Origin of the sequence: Bradyrhizobium sp. CCBAU 45321, assembly GCF_028128975.1 — a bacterium.
Lineage (GTDB): Bacteria > Pseudomonadota > Alphaproteobacteria > Rhizobiales > Xanthobacteraceae > Bradyrhizobium > Bradyrhizobium yuanmingense.
The window spans coordinates 36,281-55,370 of sequence record NZ_LFKZ01000002.1 but is presented as its reverse complement, the minus strand read 5'-3'; the positions used below and the strand labels follow the sequence as shown (position 1 = coordinate 55,370).

Genomic DNA, 19,090 nt, shown 5'->3' with positions numbered 1-19,090 from the left:
GGAATCAGGGATGACGAACGCCTCCTCGCTCGAACGGCGCCTGCGGTCGGAATTGACCGGCGACGTGCTGTTCGACGGCTTCAGCCGCGGCCGCTACGCCACCGACGCCTCGTTCTACCAGATCATGCCATCAGGCGTGGTCGTCCCCAAGACCATGGACGAGGCCCTGCGGGCGCTGGCGATCGCGCGCGACGAGGGGCTGAAGGTCACCCCGCGCGGCGGCGGCACCTCGCAATGCGGCCAGACCGTCAATGACGGCCTCGTGATCGATCTGTCCAAGCACCTCAACCGGATCCTGTCGCTCGACGTCGAAGGCCGCACCTGCGTGGTCGAGCCCGGCATCGTGCTCGACGACCTCAACCGTCAGCTCAAAAAGCACGGCCTGTGGTTTCCGGTTGACGTCTCCACGGCCTCCCGCGCCACCATCGGCGGCATGGCTGGCAACAATTCCTGCGGCGGCCGCTCGCTTCGCTACGGCACGATGCGCGACAACACGCTGTCGATGGAGGCATCGCTCGCCGACGGCACGCTGAGCCGTTTTGGCGAGGTCGCGCGCGATCTCTCCGACCTCGAGGCCGGCGACAGCACCCGCGCCCTGTTCCGCGACATGCTTGACCTCGGCACCCGCGAGGCCGACGAGATCGCCGCGCGCTTCCCAAAAGTGCAGCGCCGCGTCGGTGGCTACAATCTCGATGCGCTGGTGCCGCGCAATGCGCCGAACAACATGGCGCATCTGTTGGTCGGCTCGGAAGGCACCCTCGCCTTCACCACCAAGGTCGAGCTGAAGCTGTGGCCCGTGATCCGCAACAAGGCGCTCGGCGTCTGCCATTTCGGCAGCTTCTACGAGGCGATGGATGCGGCCCAGCACCTCGTCAAGCTCAAGCCGATTGCGGTCGAGCTGGTCGACCGCACCATGATCGCGCTCGGCCGCGATATCGCGATGTTCAGGTCAATCATCTCCGCGGCGATCAAGGGCGATCCGGACGCCGTGCTGGTGGTCGAATTCGCCGAAGAGGACCACTCGGATAATCTGGTGCGCCTCAAGCAGCTCAGCGAGCTGATGGGCGATCTCGGCTTCGGCTGGCACAACGACACGCGCAAATGGGGCGGCGTGGTCGAGATCACCGAACCCGCGCTGCAGAGCGGCATCGCCGATTTCCGCGCGGCCGGCCTCAACGTGATGATGTCGATGAAGCAGGAGGGCAAGCCGGTCTCCTTCGTCGAGGACTGCGCCGTGCCGCTGCCGCACCTCGCCGACTACACCGCGCGGCTGAACGAAGTGTTCGCCAAGCACGGCACCAGCGGCACGATGTATGCGCACGCCTCGGAAGGCTGCCTGCATGTGCGCCCCGTTCTGAACCTGAAGCTGGAGAAGGACGTCAAGGCGATGCGCGCCATCGCCGAAGAGGCCTTCGCCCTAGTGCGCGAGTACAAGGGCTCGCATTCCGGCGAGCACGGCGACGGGCTGGTGCGCTCCGAATTCCACGAGGCCATGTTCGGCGAGCGCCTCGTCGCCGACTTCAGGGAGGTGAAGCAGCGCTTCGATCCCGCCGGCGTGCTCAATCCCGGCAAGATCGTCGATGCGCCCAGGATGGACGACCGCTCGCTGTTCCGCTTCAAGCCGGACTATCGGGTCGGCGAGCTGAAGACGAAGCTCGACTGGTCCGCTTATCCCGGCGCCGGCAGCGGCTTCCAGGGCGCAGTCGAGATGTGCAACAACAACGGCGCCTGCCGCAAGCTGGAGGGCGGCGTGATGTGCCCGTCCTATCGCGCCACGCGCAACGAGAAGGACGTTACCCGCGGCCGCGCCACTACGCTGCGGCTTGCGATCTCCGGCCAGCTCGGCCCGGATGCGCTCTCTTCCGACGAGATGATGGAGACGCTCAAACTCTGCGTCTCCTGCAAGGCCTGCCGCCATGAATGTCCGACTGGCGTCGACATGGCCAAGATGAAGATCGAGGTGCTGGCCGCGCGCGCCGCTTCTCACGGCCTGACGCTGCGCGACCGGCTCGTCGGATATCTGCCGCGCTATGCCGGCCTTGCTTCGCGCTTCGCGCCGCTGGCGAATTTGCGAAACAGCAGCCCGCTGCTGCGAAGGCTGTTCGAGCGCTTCGCCGGCATCAGCGCACGCCGGACCCTCCCCGCCTTCCGCCGCGATGTGTTCGTGCCGCCCGCCGAAAGCATCGGCCCGGAGACCGGCCGCGAGGTCGTGCTGTTCGCCGATACCTTCAACTGCATCTATGAGCGCGAGAATCTGGACGCCGCTCTGCGCGTGCTCACGGCCGGCGGCTATCGCGTGCATCTGCCAAAACTTGCGAGCGGCAGCCGTCCGCTGTGCTGCGGCCGCACATTCCTGTCAGCCGGCCTCGTTGACGAAGCCAAGGTCGAGCTCGACCGGCTGGTCTCGGCCTTCGCGCCATACGCGGCGCGCGGCGTGCCGATCGTCGGCCTCGAGCCGAGCTGCCTCCTGACGCTGCGCGACGAGCTCGCTTCACTGCGCAAGGACGACGAGGCCAAGGCGATCGGCGCCCACGCGCTGACCTTCGAGGAGTTTCTGGTGCGCGAGGCCGAGGCCGGAAGGCTGCAACTGCCGCTCGGCATCGTCGCCGACAAGGCCGTGGTGCATGGCCATTGCCATCAAAAATCCTTCGGCGCCTTCAAACCGGTCGAGCAGGTGCTGCGCCTCGTCCCGGGGCTGAAGGTCGAGACCATCGAGTCGAGCTGCTGCGGCATGGCTGGCGCGTTCGGCTATGGCGCGGACACCTACGATGCGTCGATCGAGATGGCCGAGCTGTCGCTGCTGCCGGCCGTGCGACGCGCGGACCCGGATACGCTAGTCGTCGCCGATGGCACCTCCTGCCGGCACCAGATCCACGACGGCACCCAGCGCGAAGCGCTTCACGTCGCGCGCGTGCTGGCCATGAGCCTCGATCGCGCCAAATCCAACGCCACCTCTCCAGCTGCAAAGGAAACCAGCCATGGCTGACCTCACCCTCGACACCGCCCGAAAAATCCTCGACGCAGCCTTCGCGAAGGCCGGCGAGCTGAAGCTGAAGCCGCTGGTCGTCACCATCCTGGACGCGCGCGGCGTGCTCAAGCTCGCGGCGGCGCAGGACGGCACCAGCCTGATGCGCGCCGAGATCGCGCATGGCAAGGCCTATGGCGCGCTCGCCATGGGCATGGGCTCGCGCGCTTTGTTCCAGCGCGCGCAGGAGCAGGCCTATTTCGTCGATGCCGTGAACACGATCGCCAAGGGCGCACTGGTGCCGGTCCCCGGTGGCGTGTTGATCATGGACGGCGCGACCCTGCTCGGCGCGGTCGGCGTCTCCGGCGATACGTCCGACAATGACGAGGCCTGCGCGGTGGCGGGGATCCAAGCGGCGGGGCTGAAGGCGAACGCGGGGTGAGATCGTCATTCCGGGGCGCGCGCAGCGCGAGCCCGGAATCCATCGTGCAGCAGATCATATCGACAAATGGATTCCGGGCTCGCGCCAAATGGCGCGCCCCGGAATGACAGCAGAGAGCAGTGCCCCTGCCTCCTCACCTCCCCGTCCAGACCGGCTTCCTCTTCTCGCTGAACGCCTTCAACCCTTCCTTGGCGTCCTCGGTCATCGCGAGCAGCGCGATCTGGCTTTCGGTGTAGGCGATGCTCTCGTCGAACGACATCGAGGCGATCGCGCGCATGGCGTATTTGCCGCGGCGGATCGCGGTCGGGGATTTGTCGACGATGCGGCCGATCAGCCAGTCGACCTTGGCATCTAACTCGGCGGCGGGCACGACGTAGTTGAGCAGCCCCGCGGCCTGCGCGGCCCTGGCGTCGAACGGCTCGCCCGTAAGCGCCCATTCGTTGACGAGACGGGGCGGAGCGATGCGCTGGAGCAGGCTCAGCACCTGCATCGGGAACACGCCGACCTTCACCTCCGGCAGGCCAAAGACGACGTGATCGGCCGCAACCGCCATGTCGGTCATGCACAGAAGGCCCATGCCGCCGGCCATGCAGACGCCATTGAGGCGCGCAATCGCGGGCTTGGTGGCGTTCTGTGACAAACGTAACAGATCGGCATAGTCGACATTTGGTTTGGAATGATCCATCGCGAAAGCCGCGCCGGAATTCTGCAAGTCGGCGCCCGCGCAGAACGCCTTGTCGCCCGCGCCCGTCAGCACGATGACGCGGACGTCTTTGTCCTCATGCGCGTCGCGATAGGCTCTTGTGATCCCGGCGATGACCTCGCCGTTCAGCGCGTTGCGTTTCTCCGGCCGGTTGATGGTGATCCAGAACGCCTGCCCGCGCTTCTCGGTGATGACGGCTGTGGTGTCGGTCATGACATGCTCGCTCGCTTGGTCCCGTTTTGCAGCCATTTGCGGCAGGACCGGCGGCGCGCGCAAGGGCAATCTGCAGGGTCGCCTCACCATAGCGTGTGGGCGCAACTTCGCTTCGCGATTGAACTGGGGCTTGCGCGCGTTATCCTGACCGGAGATTTGATCACCGATGAGCCATTTCATGCGCGCCGCATTGATGTTGTTGCTGGCAGGATTGGTCGTGCTGAGCGGCGGTGCCGCATGCCATGCGGCCGACACCGCGAAGATCGCGCTGGTGATCGGCAACGCGAAATATCCCGACAATGAGTTCGTCCTGAGCGAGGTCGCCAACGATGCCCAGGACGTCGCCGAGGAATTGAAGCGCGGCGGCTTCGTCGTCGACAGGCAGAGCAATCTCACCGGCGATGCCATGCGGCAGGTGCTGGGCCGCTTCTACGACCGCATCGAGCGCGGCGCGGTGGCGCTGATCTTCTTCGACGGCTTTGCCATCCAGTCCAACCGTCAGACCTATCTGCTGCCGGTCGACGCCCAGATCTGGACCGAGCCGGACGTCTCGCGCGACGGCTTCGGCCTCGACACCATCCTCGCCGAGATGAACACGCGCGGTGCCGCCATCAAGATCGCGCTGATCGACGCCTCCCGCCGCAACCCGTTCGAGCGGCGCTTCCGCCGCCATTCGGCCGGCCTGGCACCGGCGATCGCACCGAGCAATACGCTGGTGCTCTACTCCGCTGCGCTCGGCGCGGTCACGGCGACCGGAAAGACCGATCGCAGCCTCTTTGTCGCCGAGCTGCTGCGCGAAATGCGCGCGCCGAACATCAGCGCCGAGCAGGCCCTGACCAACACCAAGAACGGCGTGGTTGCCGCCACCAACCGCGAGCAAGTGCCCTGGCTGTCCTCCTCGCTGACGACGGAGTTCTCGTTCGCAAGCCCGGCAACGCGGCCGCGGGACGACGCGGCCAAGCCTCAGGTGCAGACACCCGAGCCGCAAAAGCCGGTCTGCGAGGTACCGCAGGCGGAGCCCGCCCCGAATACGGACGAACTGGCACGAGATCCTGTCATCGCCGATCTCAGCCGAAAGATCACCGCCAACGCCAACGACGTCACCTCGCGCTACAAACGCGGCCAGGTCTACGCGATCAAGCGCGCCTATGCGCTCGCGATACAGGATTTCGACGCAGTGCTCCGCCGCGCGCCCAGGGACGCGGAAGCCCTGAACAACCGCTGCTGGAGCCGGGCTGCGACGGGCGACCCGCAAGGCGCGCTCGCCGACTGCAATCTGGCGCTCCAGATCAACCCGGGCTTGAGCGATGCACTCGACAGCCGCGGGCTCGTCAACCTCAAGCTCGGGCGCAATGCGGAGGCGATCAAGGATTATGCCGACGCGATCCAGCGCAATCCGCGCTCCTCGTCCTCGCTGTTCGGCCGCGGCATCGCTGCGCGCAGAAGCGGCGGCGACGGCGCCACCGATATCGCGCAGGCGAAGTCGATGAACCCGAACATTGCGAAGGAATTCGCAGGCTACGGCGTCACGGAGTGCACGCCTTGAGCTGAGGCCGCCTTCCTGATCCAAACCTTGTTGTCGTGGAACGCCGCGCCGCCGATCGGCGCGATGGTGTCCGCGCCGGTCAGCACGTTGATGCCACGGCCGCCGATATGGTTGCTGTTGGGATGGACGGATTCGGCGATCAGGACACCGCGCCGCACGCCCTCGAACAGCGTCGCGATCAGCGTGGTCTCGCCGCGGCTGTTGCCGAGCGTCACCGCATCGCCATCGGCGATGCCGAGCGCGGCGGCGTCGAGCGGGTGGATCATCACGCTGGCCCGGCCCTCGCGCGCCTGCGAGGACGGCGTCTCGTTGAAGGTGGTGTTGAGGAAGCTGCGCGAGGGGCTGGTCGCGAGCCGGAACGGGTGGGCCCGGTCGGCGTGCTCGATCACCGCCCAATGATCCGGCAGACCAGGCATTTTGTCGAAATCGCCCATCGTCTGCCCGAACGGCGGGTGCGCCCAATCGGCTTTAAAATGGAACTTGCCGTCGGCGTGAGCGAAGCCGTCGAGATAATGCGAGGTGCGGAAATCCGGCTGCAGGTCGCGCCAAATGTCGGCTTCGAGGCCGGCGATGTCGCCGTGATTGCTCAGCCTCAAGGTCGCGTCGATCAATTCGCGCGGGCTCATCTCGAAGCCCGGATGCCTGGCGCCCAGCCGCGGCGCCAGCGCCTGCAACACCTCGTGGTTGGAGCGGCATTCGCCCGGCGGGTCGATCAGCTTCGGCCCGACCGAGATGTGCTGATGGCCGCCGCCGTAGTAGAGATCGTCATGCTCCATGAACATGGTCGCCGGCAGCACGATGTCGGCGATCTGCGCCGTCTCGGTCATGAACTGCTCGTGCACCGCCACGAACAGATCCTCGCGCGCGAAGCCCCGCCGGACCAGCGCCTGCTCCGGCGCCACCGTCATCGGATTGGTGTTCTGGATCAGCATCGCCTTGACCGGACCCTTACCCTGCAGAGCTTCGGCATCGCCGGTGAGGATGCGTCCGATCTGCGACTGGTCGAGTGCGCGCGTCGACTTGTCGATGGCGTCGTGGCCTTCGATGATGGTTTCGTTGAAGTGCCACAGCGCGTAATTGTTGAAGAAGGCGCCGCCGCCTTCATACTGCCAAGCGCCGGTCACCGCGGGAATGCACAGCGCCGCATGCATCTGCGTCGCGCCATTGCGCGAGCGGGTGAAACCATAGCCAAGACGGAAGAAGGTCCGCTTGGTCTCGCCGACCGCCTTGGCGAAGGCCTCGATCTCCGACACCGGGACGCCGCAAATCGCCGAGGCCCATTCCGGCGTGCGTGATTTCAGATGTGCCTCGAGCTCGTCCGGGCAATCGGTGTACTTGTCCATGTAGGCACGGTCGGCATAGCCATCGCGGAACAGGACATGCATGACGGCGCAGGCGAAGGCGCCGTCGGTGCCGGGCCGCAGGATGATCCTGATGTCGGCCTGCTTCATGGTCTCGTTGTCGTAGATGTCGATCGCCGCGATTTTCGCGCCGCGCTCCTTGCGGGCGCGCGAGGCGTGCGTCATCACGTTGACCTGGGTATTGACGGGATTGGTGCCCCAGATCACGACGAGATCGGACAGCGCCATCTCGCGCGGGTCGACCCCGGCGATCTTGCCGGTGCCGATCGCAAAGCCGATGCGCGCAACATTGGCACAGATGGTCTGATAGAAGCGCGAATATTTCTTCACATGCGTGAGACGGTTGAGCCCGTCGCGCATCACGAGCCCCATCGTCCCCGCGTAGTAATAGGGCCAGATCGATTCCGCACCGAACTCGCGCTCGGCCGCATTGAATCGGTGCCCGATCTCGTCCAGCGCCTCGTCCCAGGAGATCCGCGCGAACTGACCTGAACCCTTGGGGCCGGTGCGGCGCAGCGGATAGATCAGCCGTTCGGGGTGATGGATGCGTTCGGCATAGCGGGCGACCTTGGCGCAGACGACGCCGGCGGTGTAGGTCTGCTTCTTCGAACCGCGGACGCGGCCGATGCTGCGGCCTTCGACCACCTCGACATCGAGGGCGCAGGCCGAGGGGCAATCATGCGGACAGGTCGAATGGCGGATCTCGATCTTCGGGCTGATCTTGGCGTGCTGGTTCATGTCCCAGTTCGTAACACCAAAATACCGGCCAGCCGAGCGCATTTATCCGGCAAGCTCCATGCGATTTGCTCAAGCCGCGCGCGCCGGAGCTTCCTGCTGCGGTTGCGAAGGAGGCTCGGCCAGTAAGCCGCCCGACGTGCAAGCGCAACCCGAGCTACAACCTTTGCTATTTGTGCAACTGGGTGAGACCGGTCGGCGGGCCGTCGACGGCAGTCCAGCCGCCGTCGACGAACAGCGTGCTGCCGCTGACATAGCTTGCGGCATCCGAGGCGAGATAGGCGACGGCGGTCGCGACCTCGTCGGCGCTGCTCCAGCGGTTGAACACGGTGTGGCCGGCATAGAGATTGTAGATGTCGGGGCGCTGCTTGAACGGGCCGGTCAGCGCGGTCTCAACGATGCTCGGGGCGATCGCGTTAACGCGAACGCCGGCGTGCCCGACCTCGGAGGCAAAGCCCTTCACCAGCAGGCCGATCGCCGCCTTGGTCGAGCCGTAGATGCCGAGGCCGGGCTCGATGGTCACCGCGCGAACCGAGGAGCAGGCGATGATGCTGCCGCCCTTCTGCGCAACCATGATGCGGCCGAAGGCCTGGAAGAAAAAGACCGTGCCCTTGACGTTGAGGGTGAAGACGCGGTCGAGATCCTCCTCGGTGTAGTCGAGGATGGTCTTGCGGATGTTGAGCCCGGGTGTCGTCACGGCGATGTCGAGCCGCGGAAACTTCTGCATCACGGTTTGGGCGAGCGCGTTGACGTCCGCGGCGCTTGCGGCGTCGCAATCAGCTGCTTCCGCCCAGCCGCCCTTGTCGCGAATGCCGGCGGCGGTCGCCTCCGCTGCGTCGAGCGCACGATCGGCGCAGACGACCCGCGCACCGAGACCGGCAAGCGCTTCGGCCGACGATTTGCCGATGCCGGATGCGGCGCCGAGAACGAGCGCGGTCTTGCCGGTGAGATCGAAGAGCTTGCGATAGTCCGTCACTGACAGAGTCTCCCCTGGTGCTGCTAGCCCTTGTAGCCCATCAAGAGGCGCGGCAGCCACAGCGAGAATGCAGGGACGTAGGTCACGAACATCAGTGCTGCGATCAACGCAGCATAGAACGGCAGGATGGTGCGCATCACCGCACCGACCGAGATGCCGCCGATGGCGCAGCCGACGAATTGCGTCGTTCCGACCGGCGGCGTGTTGAGCCCGAGGGCGCAATTGATCAGCATCAGCATGCCGAACTGCACCGGGTCCATGCCCGCCTTCATCGCGATCGGCAGGAAAATCGGGGTGCAGATCAGGATGGTGGCCGCCATGTCCATGAACGTGCCGAGCACGAACAGGATGATGTTGATGAGCAGGAAGATCACCCAGGGCTGCGTCGACAACTTGTTCATCATCGCGCCGGCGAGATCCGCCACCTCGTAAAGTCCAATCAGGTACTGGAACATGGTGGAGACGCCGATCAGCAGCAGCACCACCCCGGTCGTCTTCACCGCCTTGGCGGCGGCGCGCAGGAAGTTGCCCCAGGTCATGGTGCGATAGATGAAGAACGTCAGCAGGATCGAGTAGGTGACGGCGATGGCCGCCGATTCGGTTGCCGTGAAGACGCCGGACAGGATGCCGGCCAGGATAATGCCGACGATCAGAAGCCCCGGCAGCGCCGCCGCCAGCGAGCGGACCACCTCGGCCCAGCCCGGGAACTTGCCGGCGGGATAGCCGCGCTTCACCGCGACCGCGTAGGCGGCAACCAGCATGCAGACCATCAGCACCAGCGCCGGCAGCAGGCCGGCCGCAATGAGCGCGCCGATCGAGACCTTGCCGCCGGCCGCCAGCGCATAGATGATCATGTTGTGGCTGGTCGGCATCAAGGCGCCCACGAGCGAGGCATGGGTGGTGACGTTGACGGCGTAGTCGGTATCGTATCCCTCCTTCTTCATCATCGGGATCATCACCGCGCCCATCGCCGACACGTCGGCCACGGGCGAGCCCGAGACGCCGCCGAACAGCGTGCAGGCGACCACGTTCGACATGCCGAGCCCGCCGCGGATGTGCCCGACCAGATTCTTGGCGAGCTGCACGATCTTGTCGGCCACGCCGCCATGCAGCATCAGCTCACCGCTGAAGACGAAGAACGGAATTGCGAGGAAGGAGAAGATGTTCATCCCCGACATCATCTGCTGGAAGATGACGGCGACCGGCAGGCCTTCGTAGAGGATGGTGCAGATGGCCGACAGGCCGATCGCGAAGGCGACCGGTACGCCGAGGATCAGAAAGCCGAAGAAGGTAGCGCCGAGGATGATCAGTTCCATGAGGGGACGACCTCTTCGCCGCGCAGGAGAGCAATGATGTGCTCGATGGAAAACGAAACGATCAGGATGCCGGAGGCGAACAGCGGCACGTAGCGGATCACCTCGGGCAGGCCGAGATTGGGGATCTTCACGGTGCCGACCGACGCGCCGAGGATCCAGCCGTTATAGGCCATGGCGAGGCCGAACGCGGCGACCAGAACGTGGATCACGATCTCGATCTTCTCCCGCGCGTGATCGGGGAGCATGACCAGCAGGCTGTCCATGCCGATATGCCCGGCATCGCGTACGCCGACGGCGGCGCCGATCAGCGTGACATAGAGGATCAGGACCAGCGCCAGGTTCTCCGTCCAGGTCGGGCTGGAGTTGAGCACGTAACGTCCGAACACCTGGTAGAAGACGATGGCGACGATGACGAGCAGGCCTGTCACCGACAGGTACATGCCGAGGCGCGCAATGGGGGCATTGACCCGCGACAGCAAGCCGGTGGACGGGCGTGCTGCTACGGCCCCCTGCTCGTGACTTGCGACGTGTGGGTCTGTCATCCCGCGCCTCCCTGGAGGTCCGGTGCCGCCTCGCGGCAGCACCGGACCCCGATTCCCGAATTGTCCTACTTCGTGTCCTGGATACGCTTGACGAGGCTCTGCAGCTTCTCGTTCCCGGCGAACTTCTGGTAGACCGGCTTCATCGCATCGACGAACTCCGCCTTGTTGCCGATCGTGACCACCTGAACACCAGCGGCTTCGACGGTCTTGCGGGCGGCCTGCTCGCGCGCGTCCCAGAGCTTGCGCATGACGGGCACCGATTCCTTGGCGGCCTTGCGGACCATCGCCTGGTCCTCCTTGCTCAGCGTGTCCCAGACCTTTTTCGAGATCACGAGAACTTCGGGCGCGAGGGAGTGCTCGGTGATGTTGTAGAACTTGGCGGCTTCGAAGTGACGGGAGGATTCGTAGGACGGCCAGTTGTTCTCGGCAGCGTCGACGAGGCCGGTCTTGAGCGCGGTGTAGACCTCGCCATAGGGCATCGGCGTCGGGTTGGCCCCCAAGCTCTGGATCATGCCGACCCACAGGTCGGATTGCTGGACGCGGATCTTCAGGCCCTTCAGATCGGCCAGCGATTTGACCGGTCCCTTGACGGTATAGACCGAGCGCGCGCCGCTGTCGTAATAGGCAAGGCCGACCAGGCCCGCGGGCTCCATGGCCGCCAGGATCTCATCGCCGATCGGACCATCGAGGACGGTGCGCATGTGCTGCGTGTCCCGGAAAACGAAGGGCAGGCACAACGCGATGGTCTCGGGCACGAAATTGTTCAACGGCGATGCGTTGATCCGCATCATGTCGAGCGCGCCGATCTTGAGTTGCTCGATCGTGTCCTTCTCCGAACCCAGGGCGCCGTTCGGAAACACCTTCACGCCAAGCTTGCCGCCGCTCGCCGCCGCGAGTTGCTGGCCCATGAACTTGACCGCCTCGACGGTCGGATAATCGGCGGGGTGAACGTCAGCCGAGCGGAAATCGCGTGCAGTGGCCAGGGGTGCTGAGACCGCCAGTGCAACGGCTGTGATGATACCGGTGAGCGTCTTCATGTGGGCTTCCTCCTGGGTTGATTGGATTGATTATATCGTTGTCGGACCGGCTGCAGGCCGCCTTGGGTCGCTCCGCTTCAGGTGTGAAGTCAAGCGCCAATGTCGTCCCTAGGGCGGGCGGCATTCTCTGTCCAAGCCTAATCCGGCATCGATCGATGCAAGACTTGCATCGATCGATTTCTGGCGCAATTCGCACTATGGTGGGTATGGCGGGCTGGCTCGACGTCGCTGGCCCGTGATGTGACGCCTCCAAAGATCGAGCGGGCCTCCGCGGGCTGGACCTGCGCGGTCGCCCTCATCGACGATTAGGCCGACGGCGTCACTCGCCGCCGAGGCCGCTCTCGGCGAGCTCGCGCAGCGCGTCCGTATCGAGCACGACGATGGCGCCGTGCTCGAGGCGGACCCAGTTGCGGCCGGCCCAGGCGCGCAATTGCTTGTTGATGCTCTCGCGCGTCATCCCGACCATCTCGCTGATCTCCTGCTGCGTGATGGCGAGCGTGCCGCTGCCGGAAGCCAGCTTGCGCTCTTCGGTGAGACCGAGCAGCGCACTGGCAAGCCGGCCCGGCAAATTCTGCAGGATCACCTGCTCGACCTGCTGACTGGTCCAGCGCAGACGCGCGCACAGCAGCTCGATGAACTTCATCGCCAGCGCCGGCTGGCTCTTCACGAACGGCAGGAAGTCCCGGCGATCGATGACGTAGAGCTCGCAATTGGTGTTGGCGGTCGCATCCGCCGACCTGGGCGCGCCGTCGAGCACGGCGATCTCGCCGAAGATTTCTCCCGGGCCGATGAGATTGAGAATGGCGTTCCGCCCATCAGGCGATGAGGAGGAAATCTTGACTGTTCCCGCGATCACCGCGAAGAGATTGTTGCCGGGATCGCCCTTGGCCGCGATCGTCGCCCCACGCTTGACGGTGGTGTGCTTGGCGTAGCGGCAGAGTTGATCGAGCGCTTCCGGCTCCAGATCCGCGAAGATCGGGTGCTTGCGCAGGACCGATAGTTTGTTGCCCGCCGGTTGTCGGGGATCGCCGGTCTTGTCCTGAGGCACGCCGCGGGGCTCCTAAGACTACGAGGCACTGAGTTCCTGCGTAGTCAACGTTACCAGGCATTTCAACCGGAAAGCACGCGCGCGATTTGAGGCAAATGCCACGAAAAGGCCGGTAACGGGGAAGTCAGCAGCCAAAAGCTGCGGCGATGCGTCTTCTTCGACGCAGAGTTGCGGATTACGCAAACCGCGATTGCGTCGAGACGCTGCCGAGGGCCAGCGCCCGCCTGGGCGAACATCGACCCTGGCGCGCCGGACTCGGACCTAAACTTGGACTTGGACTTGGACTTGGACCTGCAGAAGGCTTCAATGCCTGGAATCCGGATCGCGCCGGGCCGCCCTGGTTTGCCGGTCAGCCCAGGCCAGAACTGCGGCGAACACGACAAAGATGGCGACGACGACAACGGTCACCAGCAACGTGTCAGCAGGCATCATCTCCTCCCGGATTTCTCTCCGGCGTTATTTTGCGGGGCATGGCCGCCGTCATTGATCGGGATCAAATTGCCGAGAGAGTCCCGGAGATGAGGTTAGGCTGCGGCCATAGCCGCGACACGGGCCGGATCGAGCAGGCTGATGCCGCCGTGAATGATCTCGATCACGCCGTGACGCTCAAGCTTGGTAAAGGTGCGGCTGACGGTCTCGATGGTCAGGCCGAGATAATCGGCGATGTCCTGACGGCTCATCGGAAGCGCGACCATGTCGGACGGACCGTTGAGCGCGACCAGCCGCTCGCGCCAGCCGAGCAGAAAGGTCGCGACCTTCTCGTCGGCCGAGCGTCGGCCGAGCAGGACCATATGATTGCGTGCCTGGCTCAACTCGCGAATGGCCAGCTCGTTGATCCGCCTGAGCAATTGCGGCCGGCTCTCGATGAAACGGCTGAAGGGCCCTTTTGGGAATTGGCAAACGTTCACCGCGCCGATCGCATCGGCCGAAAAATTGTGCCGGCCGGACAGATTCATCCCCAGAAAATCACCGGGCAAGGCAAAGCCGACGATCTGCCGCCGGCCGTCAGGCAGCAGCTTGTACAGCCGCATGACGCCTTCGAGGACGTTGTAGAACGAGGTCGTGATGTCCTCCTCGGAAAACACGGTCTCGCCCGAATCGAAATGGACGCGGCGGCCGAGATGCTCGAACTCCCGGAGTTCGGCTGCATCGAGCGACGAGCAGACCGCCGCTCCACGCACGGCACAATCGTCGCAATGATGTCCGTTCGGCTCACTCGTGACCACGGAAGGCTTCATCCATCGCTCCCCACGCCGGCCGCTCCCGACGTCAGGCCGAGTCCACCGCGCGGCTGCATTTTACTGCACCGTGCCGCAGCCGATTGACCCAGATCAAATTTGGCTGGCATCCCGCTCTTATTCTGCGTCCACGGTTCGACGGGATGATTCCATGCTGCAAAGCGCACTGCGTCACGGCCTGATTGGGCTGCTTCTGATCACGCCTGCGCTCGCGGCCCCGGCCGCCGAACAACGCGGCAAGGCTTTCGCCCGAGCAAATTGCGCACGCTGTCACGCGATCGACCGCGCCTCCAAGAGCCGACTGGAGATCGCGCCTCCGCTACGCAACCTGCATCGGCGCTATCCGGTCAACAGCCTTGGCGAGGCGCTGGCCGAGGGGATCTCCACCGGACATGCCGACATGCCAGCCTTCGCGCTCAGCCCGGACCAGATCCACGACCTGCTGTCCTATCTGAAGACGCTGGAATAGTCGCCGCTCACACCGCCTGCACGGTCCATCCGATCAGCTCCTTGGCGATGCGCGCGAAGGCGGCATCGAAGGCGGCGACAGAAGCGGCCGGTTCGACCTTGTCGAGCTTTTCGCTGGCCTCGATGAGCCGCGATGCGATCACCTTGCCATTCTTGTCGACGATCCGCGCCGACAGTCCGATCTCGGCCCGAGCCTCCCCATCCGTCGCGATCCGAAAGCGCCGGATGTCGAGCAGGAGCTGGTAGTCCGCCGCGCCGAGATCCGTCGTGCGCAGCGGGGCGTGGGCGATGTCGTAGTTCTCGAAACTGTCGATCAGGCGCGCCTGCACCAGTTTCGGAATGCTGTCAGCCCAGAGGAAGTCCGCAAAGCCCGGCCTGTCCCCGGCCGGCGCGAACAGCATGCGCTGGGTCTGCAGCATTGCCACTGCCGTCGGCTCTGGGATGGCCAGCGACGCCGACAGCGTCTTGCCGGCCGGCCCGGGATTTTGCGGCGTCCGCAGGTCGTAGGTGACCTTCGGCGCGGGCGTGCCGCCGCCGGTCATCTTCTCGAGGCCCGCCAGGATGCCGTCGATCTTGCCGGTGTTGCGCGCGAGCCCGTCGGAGAAGGTCTTGAAATTGGCAATGGTATCCTTCAGCGGGCCGGAATTGTCCTGAAGCACCGTGTCGACCCGCCGGAGCGCATCGCGCGCCGCCTGCGTCATGCTCTGGCCTGCGCCGGCCTCCGCGATCAAAGTCGGCAGCTCGCCGGACTTGGCGACGATCACGCCCCCCTCCAATGTCACCACGGGAACGCCGGTCAGGCCCTGGAATTCGAGGCCGACCTTGGTGTCGGCACGCACCGGCGTCGCCGTGGCAACCGAGATCGTCGCATTGACAAAGCGCGGATTATCAGGCGCGAGCCCGAGCTGGGTCACCTCTCCGACGCGAATGCCGTTGAACAGCACGCCCGCGCCGACGAGGAGGCCGGGCACCGGTCCCTGGAATTGCACGTGATAGTTCGTGCGAGGCCCAATGCCGCCGGTGTTGTTCAGCCAATAGACGAAGCCGAACACCGCGACGATCGCGGCCAGCACGAAACTGCCGATCAGCACATAGGGGGCGCGGGTTTCCATCTCTCATCTCATCTCGTGTTGCAGCATCTGCGAGCGCTTGCCGTGGAAATAGGCGCGCACCCAGGGATGCTCGGATTGCAGCAATTCGCGCATCGGGCCGATCGCCACGATCTTGCCGTCGGCGAGCGCGGCGACGCGGTCGCAGACCGTGGTCAGGCTCGCAAGGTCGTGGGTCACCATGAACACCGTGAGCTCCAGGGTCCTTTGCAGCGTCTTGATCAACGCGTCGAATTCGCCGGCGGCGATCGGGTCGAGGCCCGAGGTCGGCTCGTCCAGGAACAGGATCGGCGGATCGAGCGCGAGCGCGCGCGCCAGCGCCACCCGCTTGGTCATGCCGCCGGACAGCTCCGCCGGATATTTGTCGGCGTCCTCGGCACGCAGGCCGACCATTTCGAGCTTGGCGATCGCGATCTCGTCCATCAGCTCCTGCGACAGGACGAGATTTTCGCGCAAGGGAAACTGGACGTTCTGGCGCACCGTCAGCGAGGAGAACAGCGCGCCCTGCTGGAACAGGATGCCCCAGGCCATCGCTGCGCCGCGGCCGTGGCCGCCGGCGGGTTGTCCCATGACCTCGATGGTCCCGCTCCGGCGCGGGATGAGGCCGATGATGGTCCGCATCAAGACCGATTTGCCGCCGCCGGAGGCACCCACCAGCCCGAGGATCTCGCCGCGGCGGACGTCGAGCGACAGATGGTCGAGCACGGTCTGGCGACCGAAACCGACCACGAGATCGCGGACGCGGATCGCGAACTGGTCTTGCGATTCTTCCATCGTCACATTCCGATCGAGGCAAAGAAGATCGCGAACAGGCCGTCGAGCACGATCACCAGGAAGATCGATTTCACCACTGACGTCGTGGTCTGCCGCCCCAGCGACTCCGCGCTGCCCTTGACGCGCAATCCCTCGCTGCAGGCCACGATCCCGATCACCAGCGCCATGAACGGCGCCTTCAGGATGCCGACCTCGAAATGGGTAACAGAAATGGCCTCATGCAGGCGTGCGATGTAGATCGCCGGCCCCATGTCGCCGTAGAACTGCGCGACGAGCCCGCCGCCGTAGAGCGCGGCGATCGAGCCGATGAAAGTGAGTATGGGCAGCGCAATGACCAAGGCCGCAACGCGCGGCAGGATCAGGACGTCGACCGGATCGAGCCCCATGGTGGAAAGCGCGTCGATCTCCTCGCGCATCTTCATCGAGCCGAGCTCGGCGGTGTAGGCGCTTCCCGACCGTCCCGCGACCATGATGGCGACGATCAGCACGCCGAGCTCGCGCAGCACGAGGATGCCGACCATGTCGACCGTATACGATTCCGCGCCGAACCTGCGGAAGTGGAAAAAGCCCTGCTGTGCGATGATGGCGCCGATCAAAAACGTAATCAGCGTGACGATGGGGATCGCCTGCCATCCGATGCGGTAGAGCTGATATACCAGCGAGGTCAGCCGCAGCGAACGCGGCCGGCGCAGCACGCCGATGACGGCCATGAACAAGGCGCCGAGCATCTGGAGGAAGATCGTGATGTCCTCGCGCGCCCCGACCGTGGACTTGCCGAGATCGCCCAGCCGCGCCAGGACCGGATTGGGCGCGGCCGCCGAAGCCGGCGTGCGGCGGTTGACCTGGCGCACCTCGTCCATCAGCCCGGTGAAATGATCGGCGACGCCGACGAACTCGGCTGGCCTACCTGACGACGACACCCTGCGCGACAACTTCTCCAGGACCCAGGCGCCGAGCGTATCGAGCGCGCTGATGCCCGACATGTCCAGGGTTACGGCGCGCGAACGATCGACGTCGGCCCCGACCGAGCGGGACAAAGTCTCGAGCCTCACCACGTTCGCGGCGGTCCATGGCCCCTCGGGGCGCAATTTCAGCACGTCGCCGGACGGCGTCGCGCGCAGCAGCGGTTCGTGGTCCACGCTTTCCACCTCATCGGGACAATCGGTCCCCATCCAGCCGGTATTTCTAGGCCAGCATGTGGCGGCCGGCTTGACCTGTCTCAAGACGCTCCGCCTCTTGACGCAAATCAAGCGTGACCGCTGCGCCGGTCTTAGGCTCGTTTCAATTCAACGAGGGTGCCAGATCCATGTTCGATGCCAACAGGATGAGCGAAGAGTTGCGAACGCTGAAGGTCGACGTCGCGCGCTTGTTGAGCACCGCCGGCGAGGAGGTGTTCGAGAGCTCGAAAGATCGCGCCGAGGCGCTCGCCGATCAGATCAGGGCCGCGCTCGCCGAGCTCGGCGAGACCGTCGAACAGGAGCAGGAGCAGCTCCAGAGCCTGATTGCGGAGCGTCCGATTCCCTCGCTCGCCTCCGCCTTCGCGCTGGGCGTGGTCGTCGGCTTCATGCTGAGGAGACTCTAGGTGAATACCGAGAATGTCGTCAAAAATCTGCGCGTGCTGTGGCGCACCGACAGGATCATCGCCGACATCAGGCTGCGCCATCTGCTGATCGGCCTCGGCCTGCGCGCCTTCGCGGCGCTGATCGCCGCGTTCGGGCTCTTGATGCTGGAGCTGTCGGCCTATTTCGCGCTGGTGCAGATGTGGAGCGCGATCGCCGCGGCGGCCATCCTCGGCGCCGTCAATTTCGCCATCGCGGCCGCTCTATTCCTGATCGCCGGCCGGCCTCCGTCGGGCCGCGATATCGAGCTCGCCAACGAAATTCATGACGCGTCCATCGAAGCGCTCCAGCTCGAGGCACGTGCGCTCCAGGCCCAGGTGTCGGGCGCGGTGCATCATCCGCTGAGCACGATCGTGCCGACGCTGCTGCCGCTGATCGCAATCGTCGTGAAGAACTTGCGAACGGCGGCCAAGACGGCGCCCGATGCAGATTCGGCCAAGGCGCGCTCCTAGAGGAACGGCTTCGGCTCGAATCGAATGCCGCGGCGACTTGTTCAACTCTCGCGGCAGAGCAATCGCATGGAGCGATTTCTGCAATGGCCATCCTTCGAGACGCCCGCCGTCGGCGGGCCTCAGGATGAGGATCGAGGGCGCTACGCCAGACGCTGCCTCCCAGCAAAAATGCGAAAACAACCCCATGCACAGTAGACCGCCCCTGTCAGAACAAGGACTTGCGGGGATGGACGAGGTCTTTTCGGATTTGCGAAATAAATTCTGGCGCGTCGGGCAAAACAGTGGCATACTGGCGCCATCGCAACAGTCGCGAGCGTCAGGGCCTGCAAGGCTGCGCCCATCCCGACGCTGTTGCGCATAAACCCTTCATCCACATTTCGAAATTCGCATTCGCGCGCAGCGCGCCTGCGCCGCCCAGGAGGACACGGCACGTGACCACAGCTCTTTCGCATCCCATCACATCGCCGCTCGCGGCAAACGATCGCGGCGCCCCCGCCGCGAACCCGCACGTCAAACTCACCAGCGCCGCATCGCGGTCAGGCGTCC

At 65.1% G+C, this 19,090-nt stretch carries 18 protein-coding genes; 6 read left to right on the top strand and 12 right to left on the bottom strand.

Annotation, left to right across the window (positions count from 1 at the left end; translation table 11 throughout):
* Positions 1-10: 10 nt before the first annotated feature.
* Both ACM43_RS00285 and ACM43_RS00280 read left to right on the top strand, forming a co-directional pair.
* Entirely contained in the window at positions 11-2,986 is a 2,976-nt protein-coding gene (locus ACM43_RS00285) for an FAD-binding and (Fe-S)-binding domain-containing protein (protein ID WP_271537263.1), read from the top strand.
* Positions 2,979-3,407: a GlcG/HbpS family heme-binding protein gene (locus ACM43_RS00280; protein WP_157285577.1), complete on the top strand. Its 429-nt coding sequence runs from the start codon at positions 2,979-2,981 to the stop codon at positions 3,405-3,407. The genes ACM43_RS00285 and ACM43_RS00280 overlap by 8 nt, the downstream gene beginning before the upstream one ends.
* A gap of 133 nt (positions 3,408-3,540) precedes the next feature.
* Here ACM43_RS00280 and ACM43_RS00275 read toward each other — a convergent pair whose 3' ends face one another.
* Positions 3,541-4,323 carry an enoyl-CoA hydratase/isomerase family protein gene (locus ACM43_RS00275; RefSeq protein ID WP_128266774.1) on the bottom strand — a complete coding sequence of 261 codons (783 nt, stop codon included), beginning with the start codon at positions 4,321-4,323 and terminating at the stop codon, positions 3,541-3,543.
* A 166-nt stretch (positions 4,324-4,489) separates the two neighbouring features.
* Here ACM43_RS00275 and ACM43_RS00270 point away from each other — a divergent pair, with 166 nt between their 5' ends.
* Positions 4,490-5,869, top strand: a complete 1,380-nt coding sequence (locus ACM43_RS00270; RefSeq protein ID WP_271537256.1) for a caspase family protein — start codon at positions 4,490-4,492, stop codon at positions 5,867-5,869.
* Here the strand turns inward: ACM43_RS00270 and ACM43_RS00265 are convergent.
* The 8 genes from ACM43_RS00265 to ACM43_RS00230 form a co-directional block, all read right to left on the bottom strand.
* On the bottom strand, positions 5,842-7,968 hold the full coding sequence (locus tag ACM43_RS00265) for a molybdopterin oxidoreductase family protein (RefSeq protein WP_271537254.1): 2,127 nt from the start codon (positions 7,966-7,968) through the stop codon (positions 5,842-5,844). The two genes, ACM43_RS00270 and ACM43_RS00265, sit on opposite strands and share 28 nt — an antisense overlap.
* Before the next feature lie 166 nt (positions 7,969-8,134).
* On the bottom strand, positions 8,135-8,941 hold the full coding sequence (locus tag ACM43_RS00260; protein ID WP_271537252.1) for an SDR family NAD(P)-dependent oxidoreductase: 807 nt from the start codon (positions 8,939-8,941) through the stop codon (positions 8,135-8,137).
* Positions 8,942-8,964: 23 nt separating this feature from the next.
* Positions 8,965-10,257: a TRAP transporter large permease gene (locus ACM43_RS00255; protein ID WP_271537250.1), complete on the bottom strand. Its 1,293-nt coding sequence runs from the start codon at positions 10,255-10,257 to the stop codon at positions 8,965-8,967.
* Positions 10,248-10,799, bottom strand: a complete 552-nt coding sequence (locus ACM43_RS00250) for a TRAP transporter small permease (RefSeq protein ID WP_271537248.1) — start codon at positions 10,797-10,799, stop codon at positions 10,248-10,250. The genes ACM43_RS00255 and ACM43_RS00250 overlap by 10 nt, the downstream gene beginning before the upstream one ends.
* 65 nt (positions 10,800-10,864) lie before the next feature.
* Positions 10,865-11,836 (bottom strand): TRAP transporter substrate-binding protein, encoded by a 972-nt coding sequence (locus ACM43_RS00245; protein ID WP_271537246.1) that lies wholly within the window; start codon positions 11,834-11,836, stop codon positions 10,865-10,867.
* A gap of 319 nt (positions 11,837-12,155) precedes the next feature.
* Entirely contained in the window at positions 12,156-12,884 is a 729-nt protein-coding gene (locus ACM43_RS00240; RefSeq protein WP_271537244.1) for a Crp/Fnr family transcriptional regulator, read from the bottom strand.
* 303 nt (positions 12,885-13,187) lie between these two features.
* Positions 13,188-13,313 carry a hypothetical protein gene (locus ACM43_RS00235; protein WP_271537242.1) on the bottom strand — a complete coding sequence of 42 codons (126 nt, stop codon included), beginning with the start codon at positions 13,311-13,313 and terminating at the stop codon, positions 13,188-13,190.
* Between the two features lie 95 nt (positions 13,314-13,408).
* Positions 13,409-14,122: a helix-turn-helix domain-containing protein gene (locus ACM43_RS00230; protein WP_271537240.1), complete on the bottom strand. Its 714-nt coding sequence runs from the start codon at positions 14,120-14,122 to the stop codon at positions 13,409-13,411.
* 151 nt (positions 14,123-14,273) lie between these two features.
* On the opposite strand from ACM43_RS00230, the gene ACM43_RS00225 reads away from it, so the two are divergent.
* Positions 14,274-14,591 (top strand): c-type cytochrome, encoded by a 318-nt coding sequence (locus ACM43_RS00225; RefSeq protein ID WP_271537239.1) that lies wholly within the window; start codon positions 14,274-14,276, stop codon positions 14,589-14,591.
* Between the two features lie 7 nt (positions 14,592-14,598).
* Here ACM43_RS00225 and ACM43_RS00220 read toward each other — a convergent pair whose 3' ends face one another.
* From ACM43_RS00220 to ACM43_RS00210, 3 genes are read right to left on the bottom strand one after another with little or no spacing between them, the layout of a single operon-like run.
* Entirely contained in the window at positions 14,599-15,702 is a 1,104-nt protein-coding gene (locus tag ACM43_RS00220; RefSeq protein ID WP_271537237.1) for an ABC-type transport auxiliary lipoprotein family protein, read from the bottom strand.
* Between the two features lie 3 nt (positions 15,703-15,705).
* Positions 15,706-16,473 (bottom strand): ABC transporter ATP-binding protein, encoded by a 768-nt coding sequence (locus ACM43_RS00215; protein WP_271537235.1) that lies wholly within the window; start codon positions 16,471-16,473, stop codon positions 15,706-15,708.
* 2 nt (positions 16,474-16,475) lie between these two features.
* On the bottom strand, positions 16,476-17,612 hold the full coding sequence (locus tag ACM43_RS00210; protein ID WP_271537233.1) for an ABC transporter permease: 1,137 nt from the start codon (positions 17,610-17,612) through the stop codon (positions 16,476-16,478).
* A 167-nt stretch (positions 17,613-17,779) separates the two neighbouring features.
* Between ACM43_RS00210 and ACM43_RS00205 the strand changes: the two genes are divergently transcribed.
* Complete coding sequence (locus ACM43_RS00205) at positions 17,780-18,055, top strand: hypothetical protein (RefSeq protein ID WP_271537231.1); 276 nt, start codon at positions 17,780-17,782, stop codon at positions 18,053-18,055.
* Complete coding sequence (locus tag ACM43_RS00200; protein ID WP_271537229.1) at positions 18,056-18,544, top strand: phage holin family protein; 489 nt, start codon at positions 18,056-18,058, stop codon at positions 18,542-18,544. It abuts the gene before it with no gap.
* The last annotated feature ends 546 nt before the right edge of the window (positions 18,545-19,090 follow it).